We start from the raw sequence: 13,837 nt of genomic DNA on the forward strand, positions 1-13,837 counted from the left end.
GGGCGAAAATGTCGACCGGTCGGATGCGACGCGCGCTTGGTCCCGTCGCGCAAATTGGTCGGGCGAGCGCCCCTCACGTCAACGGTTGCTTCTGCCGTTACGATAGCGCCCCCGACGTCAGCCGAGACTACCGTCGCAACGATCTCAGCGTGTCGGCGGCCTGGCTTGTTGGGTGGCGCTGTAGCAGGCTTGCGACGACGAGTTGCTCGGATCGCAAGACACCTGGCCGCTGCTTCCGGCCGGAGCCGGGGATCCGCCCAATTCGGGCGAGCCCTTCTTCGCCGCGGCCGGCTTCAGGCCGCCGGGCGCTGTCTTCGGAGCAACCAATCCGCTCTCCGGTGACAGCTTGGGGATTTCACCCGCACGGGTCGCAAGCGGCGGAAGCATGCCGTGCGGCTGCTGAACATAGACCTCGTTGGCGAGCCTGAAGGCTCCCGTCTGATCGGCCGAGGGCGGCTTTGCGACGTCGCTATCCGAAACGAGACCACCGACGCTCATCACCGCCAACAGCATTGCCGGATACGACATCTGCTTCTCCCTCGCGATGGGAGATCGTCCGCCTTCGGACGACTCTCTCGATCATCGTCCTTAGCACCGCTGATCGCAAAGGCGAAGCCTTCGGCCGGAGAGCGCACGCCTCGCCGGAAACCGCTCGGCCTGCGGGCTGCTACCGGCGCTGACTGACGATGGCGCTGTTCTGAGATCCTTGCTGGATGATGTAGGACGAATTCGCGCCGCCAATCTGCGCCAATACGGCGGAGTTCAGACTACCGGACTGAGCGACCATCGATACGTTCGCCTTACCGGGATCAGGCATCGCCGCGGCAGCCCGCATCAACCGCGCCGCACTTTCGATCGTCACCGGGACAGCGGTGGTTCGAGCCGATCCAGTGGGCGCCTGCTGCGCTTTGCCGCCGGCGGGCTGACTCACATAGGCTTCGCTGGCCCACACCGGGTGATGTGCTGCAAACAGGACAGTGGCAACTGACAGTATCCGGATGGTCCGCATCGGTGCTCCCCCTCGAATCCGCTCAGTATCGGACGCGGTTCCTTTCGAAATCGTAAGAGCACTGACCGTCCCCCCCTGAACTGGCAGGGGCGACTCATCGTTCCAATGTCGAATGACGGCACGCAGCTACGCGCACCTCAAGGCTCGCAAAACTCGATGGCGTCGGCAATCTAAAGGGCGAAAATCAACCAGCCGATACCGGCCCACAGTCCGGAGCTGATGAAGACCGCGGCCGCCCACGGCCAAGGAGACGAGTACCGGAGCCCTGCTGGCTGGCCCAACGGTCGGCCCGCCTCGTCTTCCGCTTTTCCGAAGGCCGATTCGGGAACTTCGGAGAATGAAATTCCAGAGCTCTTCATGACCCCCTCCGCCCAACAACGTGACATTGAGCATCAAAGGTTAAAGCGAGCTTGCGAACTGATCACGAATGCCGGCCGCTCGGCGGCAGAAACGGAAAGGTAAGCTGCGATCAGCGGCATTCGGTGCTGACAGACGTCGCATAGGCATCCGGCGGTTACGAGCGGTCCCGACCTGTCTGTCCCCGGTGAAGCCACCCGAGACTCAGCGCAGGGAGCCTGCGCGCGCGGAGGTCCGCCCGAAGCGGAATTTGCGAACCCGGGGGCGGTTCTGCAGTCCGGCGCCCGCGACAGCGGCCGCCCTTGCATCAGAACTCAGGTCGATCAAAGCGAGCTGGCGGGTCACCGGGCTGTGCACCGACACGCTCCAACTGCCGCGGTCATCGAGCGGCACACGGAACAGCTTTGGATCGAGCAGGAAGCCGGTTCCGACAGCCTTCGCCACGGCCTCCTTCCGGGTCCATCCGCGCAGGAACAGATCATTGCGGACCGATTTTTCCAGGCGATGCAGGCAGGCGGCCTCGTGCTGCTCGAAGATGGTGTCGACCATTTCGGAGTAGTCCGCCGCGGCGTCGCGATCCTCGACGTCGACTCCGACGGTCCCAGCCCTCGAGATGGCGATCAGTCCGGTCCGCCGGCTATGCGAGATGTTGAAATCGATTTCTGCCGCACGCCCCGCGACGAACGGCCGGCCGTGGGCTCCGACGAGGATGGGGACCGCCTCGGCAGCCGTGTCCAGTAGTTCGGACAGACGCAGCCGCAAGGCCGTGTGCATCACGCCGTAGCGATAGCGATCGTCAGCATGGATGAATGCGTCTGCCGCGACCGTCTCGCGCGGATCCAGGATTTGCCAATCCACCGCCCCGGCCTCTTCGAAGCAGATCTCCCAGATCTCAACCGGTTCGCTCATTGAGCAATGCCTGGTCTAGTTGGCCGAACCGACGCCCAACCGCGGGCCGGTCGGAATCAGGCTCTCGATTTCCGTCACCGATCTGACCTCGGCGAAATCTGCGCTGGGCTCTGTCCCGGGCTGGATCAGATGCTCGACGAGGAACTGGAGCACAAGCGTATCAACGATCAGGTGCATGCGCTCCGGCGCGATGCGCTTGGGAGCCAGCGGCCGCCAATGGCGCCATCGATCTTCGGTGTAGAGCTGATCGGAGAAGTCCGAGTGCCTCGCACCGTCGACCATGAACACTCTCGAGCCGGACGAGCGGGCAAGCGCCAGCAGGCAGCCGAAATCTTCCCATCCGATCTTGGTCTCGTAGTTCGGACGATGCGACCATTGACGTTCGGATGGCTGCAGCGACGCGTACATCGCCAGGAGCGGCCGCCGAAGCCCTGCCGCAGCGGGCGTGTGGATCACCCAGCCATCGAGATTGACGCCGGCCGCCAAGCGCGCGTCGAGCGCAATGGCTCTCGCCGCGACCGCGCCGCCGAACGAATAGCCGACCACCGCAATCCGGGAGACGTCGGCGCCTTCAAGCATCGCCGACGCTGGTCGGGCGCTGAGCCGATCCAGAACCCGCTGGAGCTTGTCGAATCCCAGCCGGGTTCGGCGCTCACTCGTGGACGGGAAGCTCGCGTAGTCCTGCGCGGTCTGCATGCTGAACGGCGCCAACCGGACCGCCTCGTCCGCAGCGTCCGTCGCAGGATCCGGCCGGTCATGGCTGATGTCGTCCATGGCGACGACGATGAAACCCGCGCCGGCGATGGCGGAGAGCAACACATCATTTTCGGAGCGGCGACCTCCCCACGAGGGAATGTAGATCACCAGAGGGAGCCCCCGATCGGGACGGTCTGCCTTCATCGCCGGGTGCGGCATCGGCAGGCTCGGCCGCCAGATCCGAACCTCGATTCCGGTCTGCCGTCCGGAGTCCGCCAAGACGACCTCCCCGACACGCGCCTGATCGGTCGGGCCGACGAGCTTCGAGGCGCGGCGTTCGGCCCAGATCGAGCCTCCTACCACAGCAGCCACCGCAAGCCCTGCAACGACGAGGAGAAGCAAGACGGCACCTCGGCGCATCGTTCAGCCGAGCCCCTGCCGGAGACTTCCAGCGGGCACGTCGAAATCCCTGCTCGACGACAACATCGCGCCTGTCCTCAGCCGGCGGAGCGCTCCGCCGACCAGCGGCCCTCCCGCCGATCGATCATCCAGCTCATGTATTCGGCGATGGTGGCGACGGCGGGTTCGCGGGTCATGTCGTCGTGCACACCGGGCACGTCGAAGATCCGGAGCTGTCCGTTGACGACCTTGTCCCATCCCAGGCCGCGCTCGAACAACCGTCCGACGCGCGATTTCGAACTCCGGAACAGAACGACTTCGCCGTCATACGGCTGCCAGGGATACAACGCCCTGGCGTCCAGCAGATAGTCCATCAGGCCGTGATTGAGGAAATCCTCGTTGGTTGCTCTCGGACGCGGCGCATCACCGCCCCGGCCGATCAATCGCGCCAGGGGATTGTTCCTGACGATCGAGTACTGCGACATCGCTGCCGCCATGCTCATGTCCCCGGACCTGACCTTTCGAACCCGCGCGATCAGATCGGGGATGATCCTGTCCGTCAGTTGGATTCGCCTCAGGAAACGATCGAACCGGCTCATCGACTCCACGTAGCCGGGCGCGACCGTATCGAGCAGAAAGATCACCGACACTTCGCCGTCGAGACTCTTCAATTGTTGCGCGACCTCGAGCGCGACGTTGCCCATCAGGCAGAGGCTGATCAGATAGTACGGGCCGATCGGATCGTGCGCCCGGATCTGCCGAACCGCATCGGCCGCGATCCTGCGAATGCTGTCCTGATCGAGCGGCGGCAACTCGGCGGCGTCGGCCCACTGCAAGTCGATGAACGGACGTCCCGCCGCCACCCGCTGAACCAGCGGATAGTACAGGGATCTGTTGCTCAACGCGAAGATCGGCGGCAGCTTGCCTTCGGATTGCAGCACGCAAGGCTGGAAATAGGGCCGCGTGGGACGTCGGCTCGGCAGTCTGCGCTCGAGCGAGAGCGCAACAGGGGTAGCGACGTCGCCGCTCGGCTGATCGCCCTTCGAGGCCGGAGCCCAGCCCTCCCGGTCGCTCTCGACCAGATCGGCCTGGGCCTCCATCTCCTCGGACCACGCCTTCAGCAGCGTATCGGCGGCGGCGGCGACGTGATGATCGGTGTTGTACTCGCAGGAGATCCGCCACCCCTCCTGTCGCTCCACCAGGAAGAAACTGAATTCGTAGAGGCAACCCGTCGTCACCGACGGCAGCGACACCAGTTCGAGAGCGCCGCGCCGGATCACGCCGACCTGGCTGGTCTCGACATTGGCGGCCTGCGCCGCAAAATTGATGGCGTAGCCGAGCGGCAGGTCTTTCCGATCAGACAGTTCGATGCCGGCGACGATCTCGGCGAATGGCAGCGCCTTGTTGGCCAGCGCTTGCGAGACCTCGTCCCTGATGCGGCGCGCGTGCGTGAGCGGATCGCTGCCCGCCTCGATCCCGAGCCTCAGGACCACGGTGTTGACCACGGGGCCGACCAGATCGAACAGCAACGGATCGTCGCGGTTGGCGACCTGCGTTCCGATGACGATCTCGTCCGTCTCCAGCTTGCGGCCCAGGGCACGCGTCAAGGCCGCACACGCCAGCCCGTACATCGTGAAGCCTTCACGCCGCGCCAGCGCCTGCAGCGCATCCGTCAGCGGCCTCGGAAGAACACGGCTCCTGATCTCGCCGTCGCGGCCGGCATCGAGCACGCGCTGCCTGGTGGGTTTGATGTCGAGGGGACACAGCCCCGACAATTTGCCTCGCCAGTACTGTCGCTCCTCGGTCAGGCCGTCGCTCGCCAGCAACGCCGACTGCCACTGCGCATAGTCCACATATTGCAGGTCCAGTTCGCGCAAATCCGGCCGTTGACCGCGCTCCAGCGCTTCGACCGCGGCGGCGAATTCGCGCGCGATCAGTCCGACCGACCAGCCATCCGCGATGGCGTGATGGAACGTGAGCAGCAGGATCGCCTCGTTCGGCGAGCGCCGAAGCACGGTCGTTCGCCAGGGCGGTGCGACCACCGGATCGAACGCCGCCCTCGCCTCGAGCGACGCCAGCCGCTCCGCCTCCGCCTGGTAGCGGTCGCTCGATAGCTGCGACAGATCAATCAGGGACAGCCTCGGCGAGGCTTCGACGACAATCTGTGAGTAGCCGTCGGCCGAGCGTTCAAACCTCGTCCGGAGCGCCTCGTGCCGGCCGGCGAGAAAGTCCAACGCCTTCTGGATCGTCTGGTCGCGCACCGCTCCCTTCATCAGCCAGCGCATCGCGACATTGGCCAGCGACGAGCCTGGACTGTGACTCTGAAGGTCGAGATAGCGCTCCTGAACGCTGGTGCAGCGGACCGGTTCGATCCCCGGCACTTGCTCGACGACGGAGGGGAGCTGCGTCTTCATGTCGTCCTCACACGGCTCGAGGGACGCCGGAACTCGGCGAGCGATGGAGTCTTCCTGTCCGACGTCTGCGTTCTTGCCGCGACGGAGCCACGTCTCGCCAGATCGCTCATGCTCGGATTGGTCATCAGATCCTGTGCCCTGATCGGCAGTTTGGCTTCCGAAAACCGCGCGGCCATCCGGAAGACATGCAGGCTGGTCGCGCCGAGAGCGAACACCCGGTCATCCGGCTTGATCCCGGTGCGATTTAGCGCCGCTTCGACGATCGCAATGACCTTGGCCAGCACGTCTCGCGCCGGCTCGTCGCGCTCTTCCAGCTTCTCGCTGAAACTGACGACAGTCGACGGAGTGACGATCGCCGCGGACAGAGCTTTCCGGTCCAGTTTGCCATTCGCGGTCTTCGGCAATTCGGCGACTTCAACGAACCGATTGGGAACCATGTAGTGAGGCAGGCTGAGCTGCGCCGTCTGCTGCAGACTGTCGACACTCACCGTCATCCCGGGCTTCGCCACGAAGGCAGCCACCAGCGCGGCGTCGGCAGTGTCGGCATTCTCGACCATGAGGGCGGCGTCCACGATCTCTGGACAGGTTCGCAGGACGGCTTCGATCTCTTCCAACTCGATGCGGAAGCCGCGAATCTTCACCTGCTGGTCGCGCCTGCCCAGCAGTTGAATACTGCCGTCGGCGAGGCGCATCGCCAGATCGCCGGTTCGATACAGCCGCACCGTTTCGCCATCCTGCAGCGTCATCACCGGAAACGCTGCAGCCGTCAGATCGGGCCGATTGACGTAGCCTTTGGCGAGCCCCGTTCCGCCGATGCACAGCTCTCCCGGCGTGCCCGCTGGCGCCGGCGTCCCGTCGTCGGTCAGAATGTGGAGATCCGTATTGGCGACCGGTTCGCCGATGACGATCGGCCGAGATGCATCGACGATCCGTCCGCAGGCCGACCAGATCGTAGTCTCGGTCGGCCCGTACATGTTCCACAGCTCGAAGCCTGCGGCGATCAGCTTGTCGGCAACGTCGCGCGGCAGCGCCTCGCCGCCGCTCAGCGCACGAAGCGGCCGCGACGGCTGCAAGCCGGCTTCGAGAAGCACGCGCCAGAGCGTCGGAGTGGCCTGAACGATCGTTGCAGCGCTGGTTTCGATCAGCCGCACGACGCTCTCGGGCTCGAGCAGCCTGTCCTTGCCGCAGATCACCGTCCGTCCGCCGCAATACAGCGGCAGCAGCAGCTCGAGAACCGCGATGTCGAACGACACCGTGGTGACCGCGACGATCCGATCATCCGCGCTGAAGCCCGGCCGGATCGCCATCGAGCCGAGGAAATTGGCGAGCGCGCGGTGACCGATCTCCACGCCCTTCGGCGTTCCGGTCGACCCCGATGTGAAGATCACATAGGCGGTCGAGTCGAGCACCTCCTGTGACGGTGCGGGTTCAGGACGAGCGGCCGATGCGGCATCGATCTGTGCGGCATCCCGCACGAGATCGATGATCGGCATCCCCATCTCGGCCGCAGCCGGGCAGTCCGCTCCGGCAGTGATGAAGATCGCAACCTCGGCAGATCGAGCCATCTGCCGTATCCGAGCCACCGGAAGCGAGGGATCGACCGGAACGTAGGCGAGCCCCGCCTTCGCAACGGCGACCAATGCGACCGGCAGATCAAGGCCGCGCGGAACCACCACCGCGACCCGGGCTCCCTTGGCGGGAGCCAACGCTCGCAACCGATCCGCAATCCGGTTGCTTCTCGATTCCAGCTCGCGGTAGCGCAGAACGTCCGTCTCGGACTCCACCGCGATCGCATCGGGCGTGCGGTCGCAGTTCCGCTCGATCATCTCCACCAGGGGGACGTCGAAACGCGACGGCTGAACAGTGGCGGTTTGACCGCTTTCACGCCCGCTGACGGTCAGCTCCTGCAGCTTCAGTTCGTGCAGATTGATCTGAGGCTGCTCGATCGCTTGCGCCAGGATCCAGCGCAATTGCTCGAGCCATCGCGACACCGTCGCACGATCGAGCAGATCCGTCGCGTAGTCGACCTCGATCGTGATGTCGTCGTCCGTTTCGATCATGTTGATGAAGATGTCGAAATTGACGAACGCTTTTGGATTCGTGTCGACACGCGTTTCGACGTCACGGAACGTCAGCCGAGAACCGACCCGCTCGAGATTGAACTGGACGTCCGACAGCGGAGTCCGGTTGATGCCGCGGGGAATGTCCAGGTCACGAACCAGAGACCCCAACGTGTAGTCCTGGTGATCGAAGATGTCGTTCAGCTTCTCGTCCACGTGCTTCAGATGTTCGTAGAACGAGACATCCGGCTGGGCAGACATCGGAACCGGCAGGAAGTTGACGCAATGCCCGACCAGGTCCTGCCGATCCAGCAACGCCTGCCCCCCCATCGGCACCGTCAAGACAACGCGCTCGTTGTCGCAAAGCCGGGCGAACAGAGTCTGCACCGAGGCAAACAGCACCGTGAACAGGGTCACGCCACGGCGTTTCGCCAGCTCCCTGGCCTTGCCGCAGAGTTCCTGTCCCAGCCGCTCGCGCAAGGATGCACCCAGGAAGCTCTTGATCTCCGGGCGCGGACGGTCGAGCGGAAGCTCCGAGGACGCCGGCACCTGTGCGAACAGTTTCCGCCAGAATTCGACCGTGGAAGCAGACGGCGGAGATCGCTGCGCGGCGTGTTCGGCAAAGCTCGCGGCCGGCACCAGCGACGGCACTCTTCCGTCGCGATAAGCGTTGTAAATCTCGGCCAAGTCGCCGAGCAGGACGTTCATCGACCAGCCGTCGCAGATGATGTGATGCGCGGTGAAGACCAGCACATGGACGTCAGAGTCCAGACGCAGAAGGCTCGCGCGAACCAACGGTCCATTGAAGAGGTCGAACGGCGTTCTTGCATCCTTGGCCAGCCACCGCGTCAGTTCCGCATCGCGGTCCTCCCCGTCCAGAACGATGATCGGGATCTTCGGCACGAAATCGGGGATGATCTCGAGCATCCCGGTGAAATCGACGACACGGCCGCGAAGCGCCTCGTGACGCCGGATGACGTCTTCGACCGCCTTGATCAAAGCACTCTCGACGAGCGGGCCCTTGAAACCAACGCTGACCGACTCGTTGAACGCCATCGAGGCTGCTTCACCCATCTGCGCCGCAAGCAGCACCTCCATCTGAGGTTCGGTCAGCGGCACGGTCTTGCGTGTTTGCGGCTGCGGCCCGGCCTGGTCGTCGCCGTCACGGGCTAGCGGCTTGGCGATGCCCTTCGCCTCGCCCGCGACCAGCCCGGCGTCTGCAAAGGCGCCGATCGCCCTTTCGAACGCGGTGTCGATCGCCTGGCACTGGGCGGCCTCATGTGCGGTGGTGAGGAAACACGGGAAGCCCTCGTGAACATGAATCCCTTGCAAGCGAAGCTCGGCGAACAGCAGGCCGGCGAACCGCCCCAAGGCTGAACCATCGACAAAGAACCAGCTCGCACAGGTCTCGGCCCGCGTCGGCAATCCGTGGCCGTCGAGGTGCGAATTGATCCGATCGACGAGCTGCCGCGTGCGCTGCGCCAATGGCGCGTAGATTTCCGTCTGGTTCTGCTCGATGTGCTCGAGCACTGCGCGTGCGGCGGCGAGCACCATCGGATGCCGGACGAACGTTCCGGCAAAGAATGTCGGTGCGACTTCGGGCTCACTATCGTCGCCATACTGCCAGAAGCCGCCATCCAGCGCGTCCATGAAATCAGCGCGGCCTGCGACCACGCCGATCGGCATTCCTCCGCCGAGAACCTTGCCGTAGGTCGCCAGATCGGCCTTGATGCCGAAGACTTTCTGCATTCCACCGGGATCGACCCTGAAGCCGGTCACCACCTCGTCGAACACCAGCGCGGTCCCGCTGTTCGCTGTCAGCTCACGCAGGGAGGCGACGAAGTCTCGCGGCTGCAGAGCAGGATGCCGGCTTTGAATCGGCTCGACGATCACGGCCGCAAGATCGTCGGCCATTCGGCTGACGATCTCGAGGCTGGCTGGATGGCCGTACGGCAGGACGATCATCTGTCCGACGTTTTCGACCGGGATGCCCGACGCGATCGGAAGTGCACCGGGCACGCTGCCCGCACGGCACGACTTGATCAGAACCTCATCGAACTGACCATGATAGGCGCCGCTGAACACCACGACCTTCTGTCGTCCTGTCACTGCCCGCGCGATCCGAATGGCGGCCATGACGGCTTCCGAGCCGGTATTGCAGAAAGCGACCCGCTCATTGCCGGTCATGGCGCTGATGCGCGCAGCGACCTCGCCGGCCAGTTCGGTCTGCGGTCCGATCGCGAATCCGTCTTCCAATTGCGCCTGCAATGCAGCGACGACGAATGGCGGCACATGACCGAACATCGTCTGGCCGTAGCCGTTCACCAGATCGATGTACTCGTTGCCATCGACGTCCCAGATCGAAGCTCCCTTCGACCGCTTGCACACGATCGGGTAGACCATCTCCTTCCACTGGGCATTGAAGCCGCTCGCGGTCCGGGGATCGGCGAGAACTCTGCGGGATGCCTGGGCGCGTGACTTCGATCCTGGAGTGCGGTCGTTGTAGCGCCGGACGAGGTTCGCGATGTAGGCTCGCTGCTCTGGCGCGAGTTCGAGCTCGTCAGCCCCGGCGCCGGGGCGATACATTTTGAACCGACCGCCGCCCTCCTCGCCCGTTTCCGGCATCACAAGGTCACTCTCAGGGGGGCTTCCTGCGCGGCTATTGGCCGGCACCGCCGCAACGGGCAACTCGGCCGCGACGCGCTCGTCCTTGCCGACCGCCGCGAGCTGAGCGGCAAAGATCCGTTCCATCGATTGCAGTTGCTCGCGTAGCAACGCCTCGACGCCTCCGGTTGGCGTCGTCGTCGGAGCCGGGGGATGTTTCGACAGCGAGGTCTCTGCCGGTCGCTCGACGATCGACCGCTCGACCATCGTCACCTGAGCTCTCTCGGGCACTCGCTCGACCTGGGGCAATCTGTCGGCCGGTGCCGACGTCTTCACCATCGCAGCCAGGGCATCGAGCGAGTTGAGATCTCGCATCAACTGCCTGAACGTGATCTTCACACCGAACGACTTGTTGACACGCTGCGCCACCTGACCGAGCAGCAAAGAGTCGAATCCGAGCGAGATGAAGGACGTCGCCGCGTCCTGATCCGAAAGAGGTCGCCCCGAGACATCTGACAGGATAGCCGCAAGCGTCTTGATCAACGCCTTCGAGACTTCGTCACCGGACATCTTGCTCTCCATCGAAACGCTACACAGACCATCCCGATCGCGACGAAGCTCTTGCAGGGGAGCCGGCCGAGCGAACGCGTCTCCTCGGTCCGCTGGGACAGGCATGGTGACAACAGGACGGGCCGGAGCTGGGGGCGCGATCCAGTGGCGCGTGCGCTCGAACGGATAGCTTGGTAATCTCAGCCGTGGGGCCCCGGCCGCCGGGCGACCATCGGATTTCAGCCTCGCGCCGCGTACCCACAGATCGCCGAGCGCTTGCGCGAAAGTCAGCTCTTCGTCGTTTCGTTCCGCGTAGTCCGGAGCGGTCGTGATAATCGCCCGGACCTTGGAAGCGGACGATGACGCCCCCGCGAATGTCGACAGCGTTCTGCCCGGCCCGACCTCGACCAGAAGACAATCAGCCCGTTCGGATATCGTATCGATCAGCGCGGTGAGCGCGGCGCGGAAGCTGACAGGCTCGCGGCATTGACGTGCCCAATAGGCGGGCGACGTCGCTTCTGCCGCGGTCATCCATGTTCCCGTCACGGTCGAGATCAACCGGCGCTTCGGCGGTCGGAGCTGAATCCCAGCGGCGATTTTCTCGAGCTCGACAGCCACCGGATCCATCATGGCTGAATGGAAGGCGTGCGAGGTGTGGAGACGCCGATGAGGGATCTCCTCCCTTTGCAGCCGCCGCTCGAGTTCTTCCACGGCTTCGAAAGGACCGCTGGCGACGCTGAGGCGAGGCGAATTGTCGGACGCTATCTCGACGCCGACCGGCAGATGCGCCGAAAGCTCGGCGGCCGACAACCGGACGCTGAGCATGGCACCCGGAGCCTGGGCCTGCATGATGCGTCCGCGATGCACCACCAGCTCGAGCGCATCCTGATACGACATCACGCCCGCCAGCGTCGCCGCCACCAACTCGCCGAGGCTGTGGCCGATCATCGCCCTCGGCTCGATCCCGGACCGGAGCAGCCGCTGCGCCAGCGCATGTTCGACGAGAAAGAGCGCCGGCTGCGCCAAGGTCGTCGATCGGATCGCATGATCGTCGACGTCGCGATCGTCGAACAGCACGGCGGGGATGTCGACGCCGAGGTGATCCTTGACGATCGCTGCACCGAGCTCGATCTCGGCGCGGCATTCCCGATCGGACTCGAAGAGCCAGCGCCCCATTCCCGGGTACTGAGCTCCCTGGCCGGGGAACATGAACACCGCACCGGGGCGGAGTGATACCGGGCGGGCGTCGGAACGAACCTCGCGCAACGACCGGACCGCTCCTTCCACAGAGTTGACGGCAACAGCCCAACGCCGATCGAACGTCCGCCGTCCCGCGGCAAGGGTGTGGGCCAATTCGTTCAAGCCGATGTGCTCGCCACGCCGAACGGCGTCGTCAAGGTGATCGGCGAGCCGCAGCCGCATCGTCTCCAGCGCAGCGGACGACTTGGCGGACAGCCGGAGAACCACCACGTTCTCGACCTGCGACGAACTCTCCGCAGCAGTCGGCGGCGACTCCTCCAGGCACAAATGAACATTGGTGCCTCCGACCCCGAAGGCACTGACGCCGGCGCGACGCGGGCGATCTCCGCGCGGCCATTCCTGCAACTCCGTCGCCACCCGGAATCCCCGCTTCGCAAGGTCGAGGCGTGGGTTGGGCTCCGCAAAATTCGCCTGAGGCGGCAGAATGCCGTGGTGAAGCATCAAGGCGGTTTTGATCAGCCCTGTCACGCCCGCCGCGGCATCCAGGTGACCGACATTCGCCTTTACCGATCCCAAAGCACAGTTGCGATCGCTGATCGAACCAGTGGAGGCTTCAGCGAACGCTTGCGACAGTCCCTCGATCTCGATCGGATCGCCGAGCGGCGTGCCGGTGCCGTGGCACTCGACGTAGCCGATGGTCTCGGCCTCAAATCCGGCCATCGCCAGCGCCGCCGCGATACACTCCGCCTGCCCGCCGACGCTGGGGGCTGCGAATCCCACCTTGCCGGCGCCATCGTTGTTGATGCCGTAGCCCCTGATCACCGCGTAGATCTCGTCGCGATCCGCGATCGCGTCCGCGAGCCGTTTGATCGCAACCACGCCCGCACCGGAACCGAACACGGTCCCCGCCGCATCGACATCAAACGGCCGGCACGTGCCGTCGGGCGAGGCTATTCCGCCCTCCTGATAGATGTAGCCGCGCTTCTGGGGAAACGTAATCGAGACCCCTCCGGCCAATGCCATGTCGCATTGCAGAGCGGCGAGGCTTTCGCATGCCTGCGCGACGGCCAGAAGCGACGTCGAACAGGCACTCTGGACCGAAACCGCCGGCCCCTTGAGATTCAGCTTGTAGGCGACCCGCGTCGCAGTGAAATCATTGAGTGTGCCCAACAGCTCGGAATAGCACCCCACCTGAAAGTTCGACGTGAACCGCTCGACGGCCTCACGATCGGGGCAGACGTGTCGAAGAAAATAGGTATTCAGCGAGCTGCCGGCGAATACGCCAACCGCCCCCTGATAGCGCTCCGGGTCGTATCCCGCATCATCCAACGCTTCGGCGCAGATCTCGAGGAATATCCGCTGCTGCGGATCGGTCAAATCCGCTTCGCGCGGCGACATTCCGAAGTAGTCGCAGTCGAACAGATCGACGTCGTCCAGAATCGGCTTCGCTGCAACAAAGTCGGAATCGGCACGCTCCTGATCGCCGAAAGAATCTTCCAGTTCGTCAGGAGAGAAACGCGAGACGCTCGTACGCGCCGCGACGATGTTCTGCCAGAGCTTCTGGACATCCGGTGCGCCAGGAAAGCGACCGGACAGCCCCACGATCGCGAAGCCGATCTCATTGTTGTCCGACATCTAGC

Annotated in this window: 6 protein-coding genes; all 6 read right to left on the bottom strand. The window is 64.5% G+C overall.

What is annotated here, in order from left to right; genetic code table 11:
* Positions 1-144: 144 nt before the first annotated feature.
* The 6 genes from DU475_RS02135 to DU475_RS02160 all read right to left on the bottom strand — a co-directional run bounded on the left by DU475_RS02135 (position 145) and on the right by DU475_RS02160 (position 13,832).
* Positions 145-528 (bottom strand): hypothetical protein, encoded by a 384-nt coding sequence (locus DU475_RS02135; protein WP_047307590.1) that lies wholly within the window; start codon positions 526-528, stop codon positions 145-147.
* A gap of 139 nt (positions 529-667) precedes the next feature.
* A complete protein-coding gene (locus DU475_RS02140; RefSeq protein ID WP_013501803.1) occupies positions 668-1,009 on the bottom strand; it encodes a curlin repeat-containing protein in 342 nt (113 codons plus the stop codon).
* 561 nt (positions 1,010-1,570) lie between these two features.
* Complete coding sequence (locus tag DU475_RS02145) at positions 1,571-2,275, bottom strand: 4'-phosphopantetheinyl transferase family protein (protein WP_164630405.1); 705 nt, start codon at positions 2,273-2,275, stop codon at positions 1,571-1,573.
* A gap of 15 nt (positions 2,276-2,290) precedes the next feature.
* Entirely contained in the window at positions 2,291-3,190 is a 900-nt protein-coding gene (locus tag DU475_RS02150; RefSeq protein WP_246700216.1) for a dienelactone hydrolase family protein, read from the bottom strand.
* Positions 3,191-3,468: 278 nt separating this feature from the next.
* The gene (locus DU475_RS02155) at positions 3,469-5,784 is read right to left on the bottom strand and encodes a condensation domain-containing protein (RefSeq protein WP_164630409.1); all 2,316 of its coding nucleotides are present in this window, start codon (positions 5,782-5,784) and stop codon (positions 3,469-3,471) included.
* Positions 5,781-13,832, bottom strand: a complete 8,052-nt coding sequence (locus tag DU475_RS02160) for a hybrid non-ribosomal peptide synthetase/type I polyketide synthase (RefSeq protein WP_164630411.1) — start codon at positions 13,830-13,832, stop codon at positions 5,781-5,783. The genes DU475_RS02155 and DU475_RS02160 overlap by 4 nt, the downstream gene beginning before the upstream one ends.
* Between the last annotated feature and the right edge of the window lie 5 nt (positions 13,833-13,837).

Source organism: Rhodopseudomonas sp. WA056 (assembly GCF_010906995.1).
GTDB lineage: Bacteria > Pseudomonadota > Alphaproteobacteria > Rhizobiales > Xanthobacteraceae > Rhodopseudomonas > Rhodopseudomonas palustris_G.

Bases quoted from the DNA above. Each gene is read 5' to 3' on its own strand.
- DU475_RS02155 (WP_164630409.1), bottom strand. From the start codon at position 5,784: ATGAAGACGCAGCTCCCCTCCGTCGTCGAGCAAGTGCCGGGGATCGAA.
- DU475_RS02150 (WP_246700216.1), bottom strand. From the start codon at position 3,190: ATGCCGCACCCGGCGATGAAGGCAGACCGTCCCGATCGGGGGCTCCCT.
- DU475_RS02160 (WP_164630411.1), bottom strand. From the start codon at position 13,832: ATGTCGGACAACAATGAGATCGGCTTCGCGATCGTGGGGCTGTCCGGT.
- DU475_RS02145 (WP_164630405.1), bottom strand. From the start codon at position 2,275: ATGAGCGAACCGGTTGAGATCTGGGAGATCTGCTTCGAAGAGGCCGGG.
- DU475_RS02135 (WP_047307590.1), bottom strand. From the start codon at position 528: ATGTCGTATCCGGCAATGCTGTTGGCGGTGATGAGCGTCGGTGGTCTC.
- DU475_RS02140 (WP_013501803.1), bottom strand. From the start codon at position 1,009: ATGCGGACCATCCGGATACTGTCAGTTGCCACTGTCCTGTTTGCAGCA.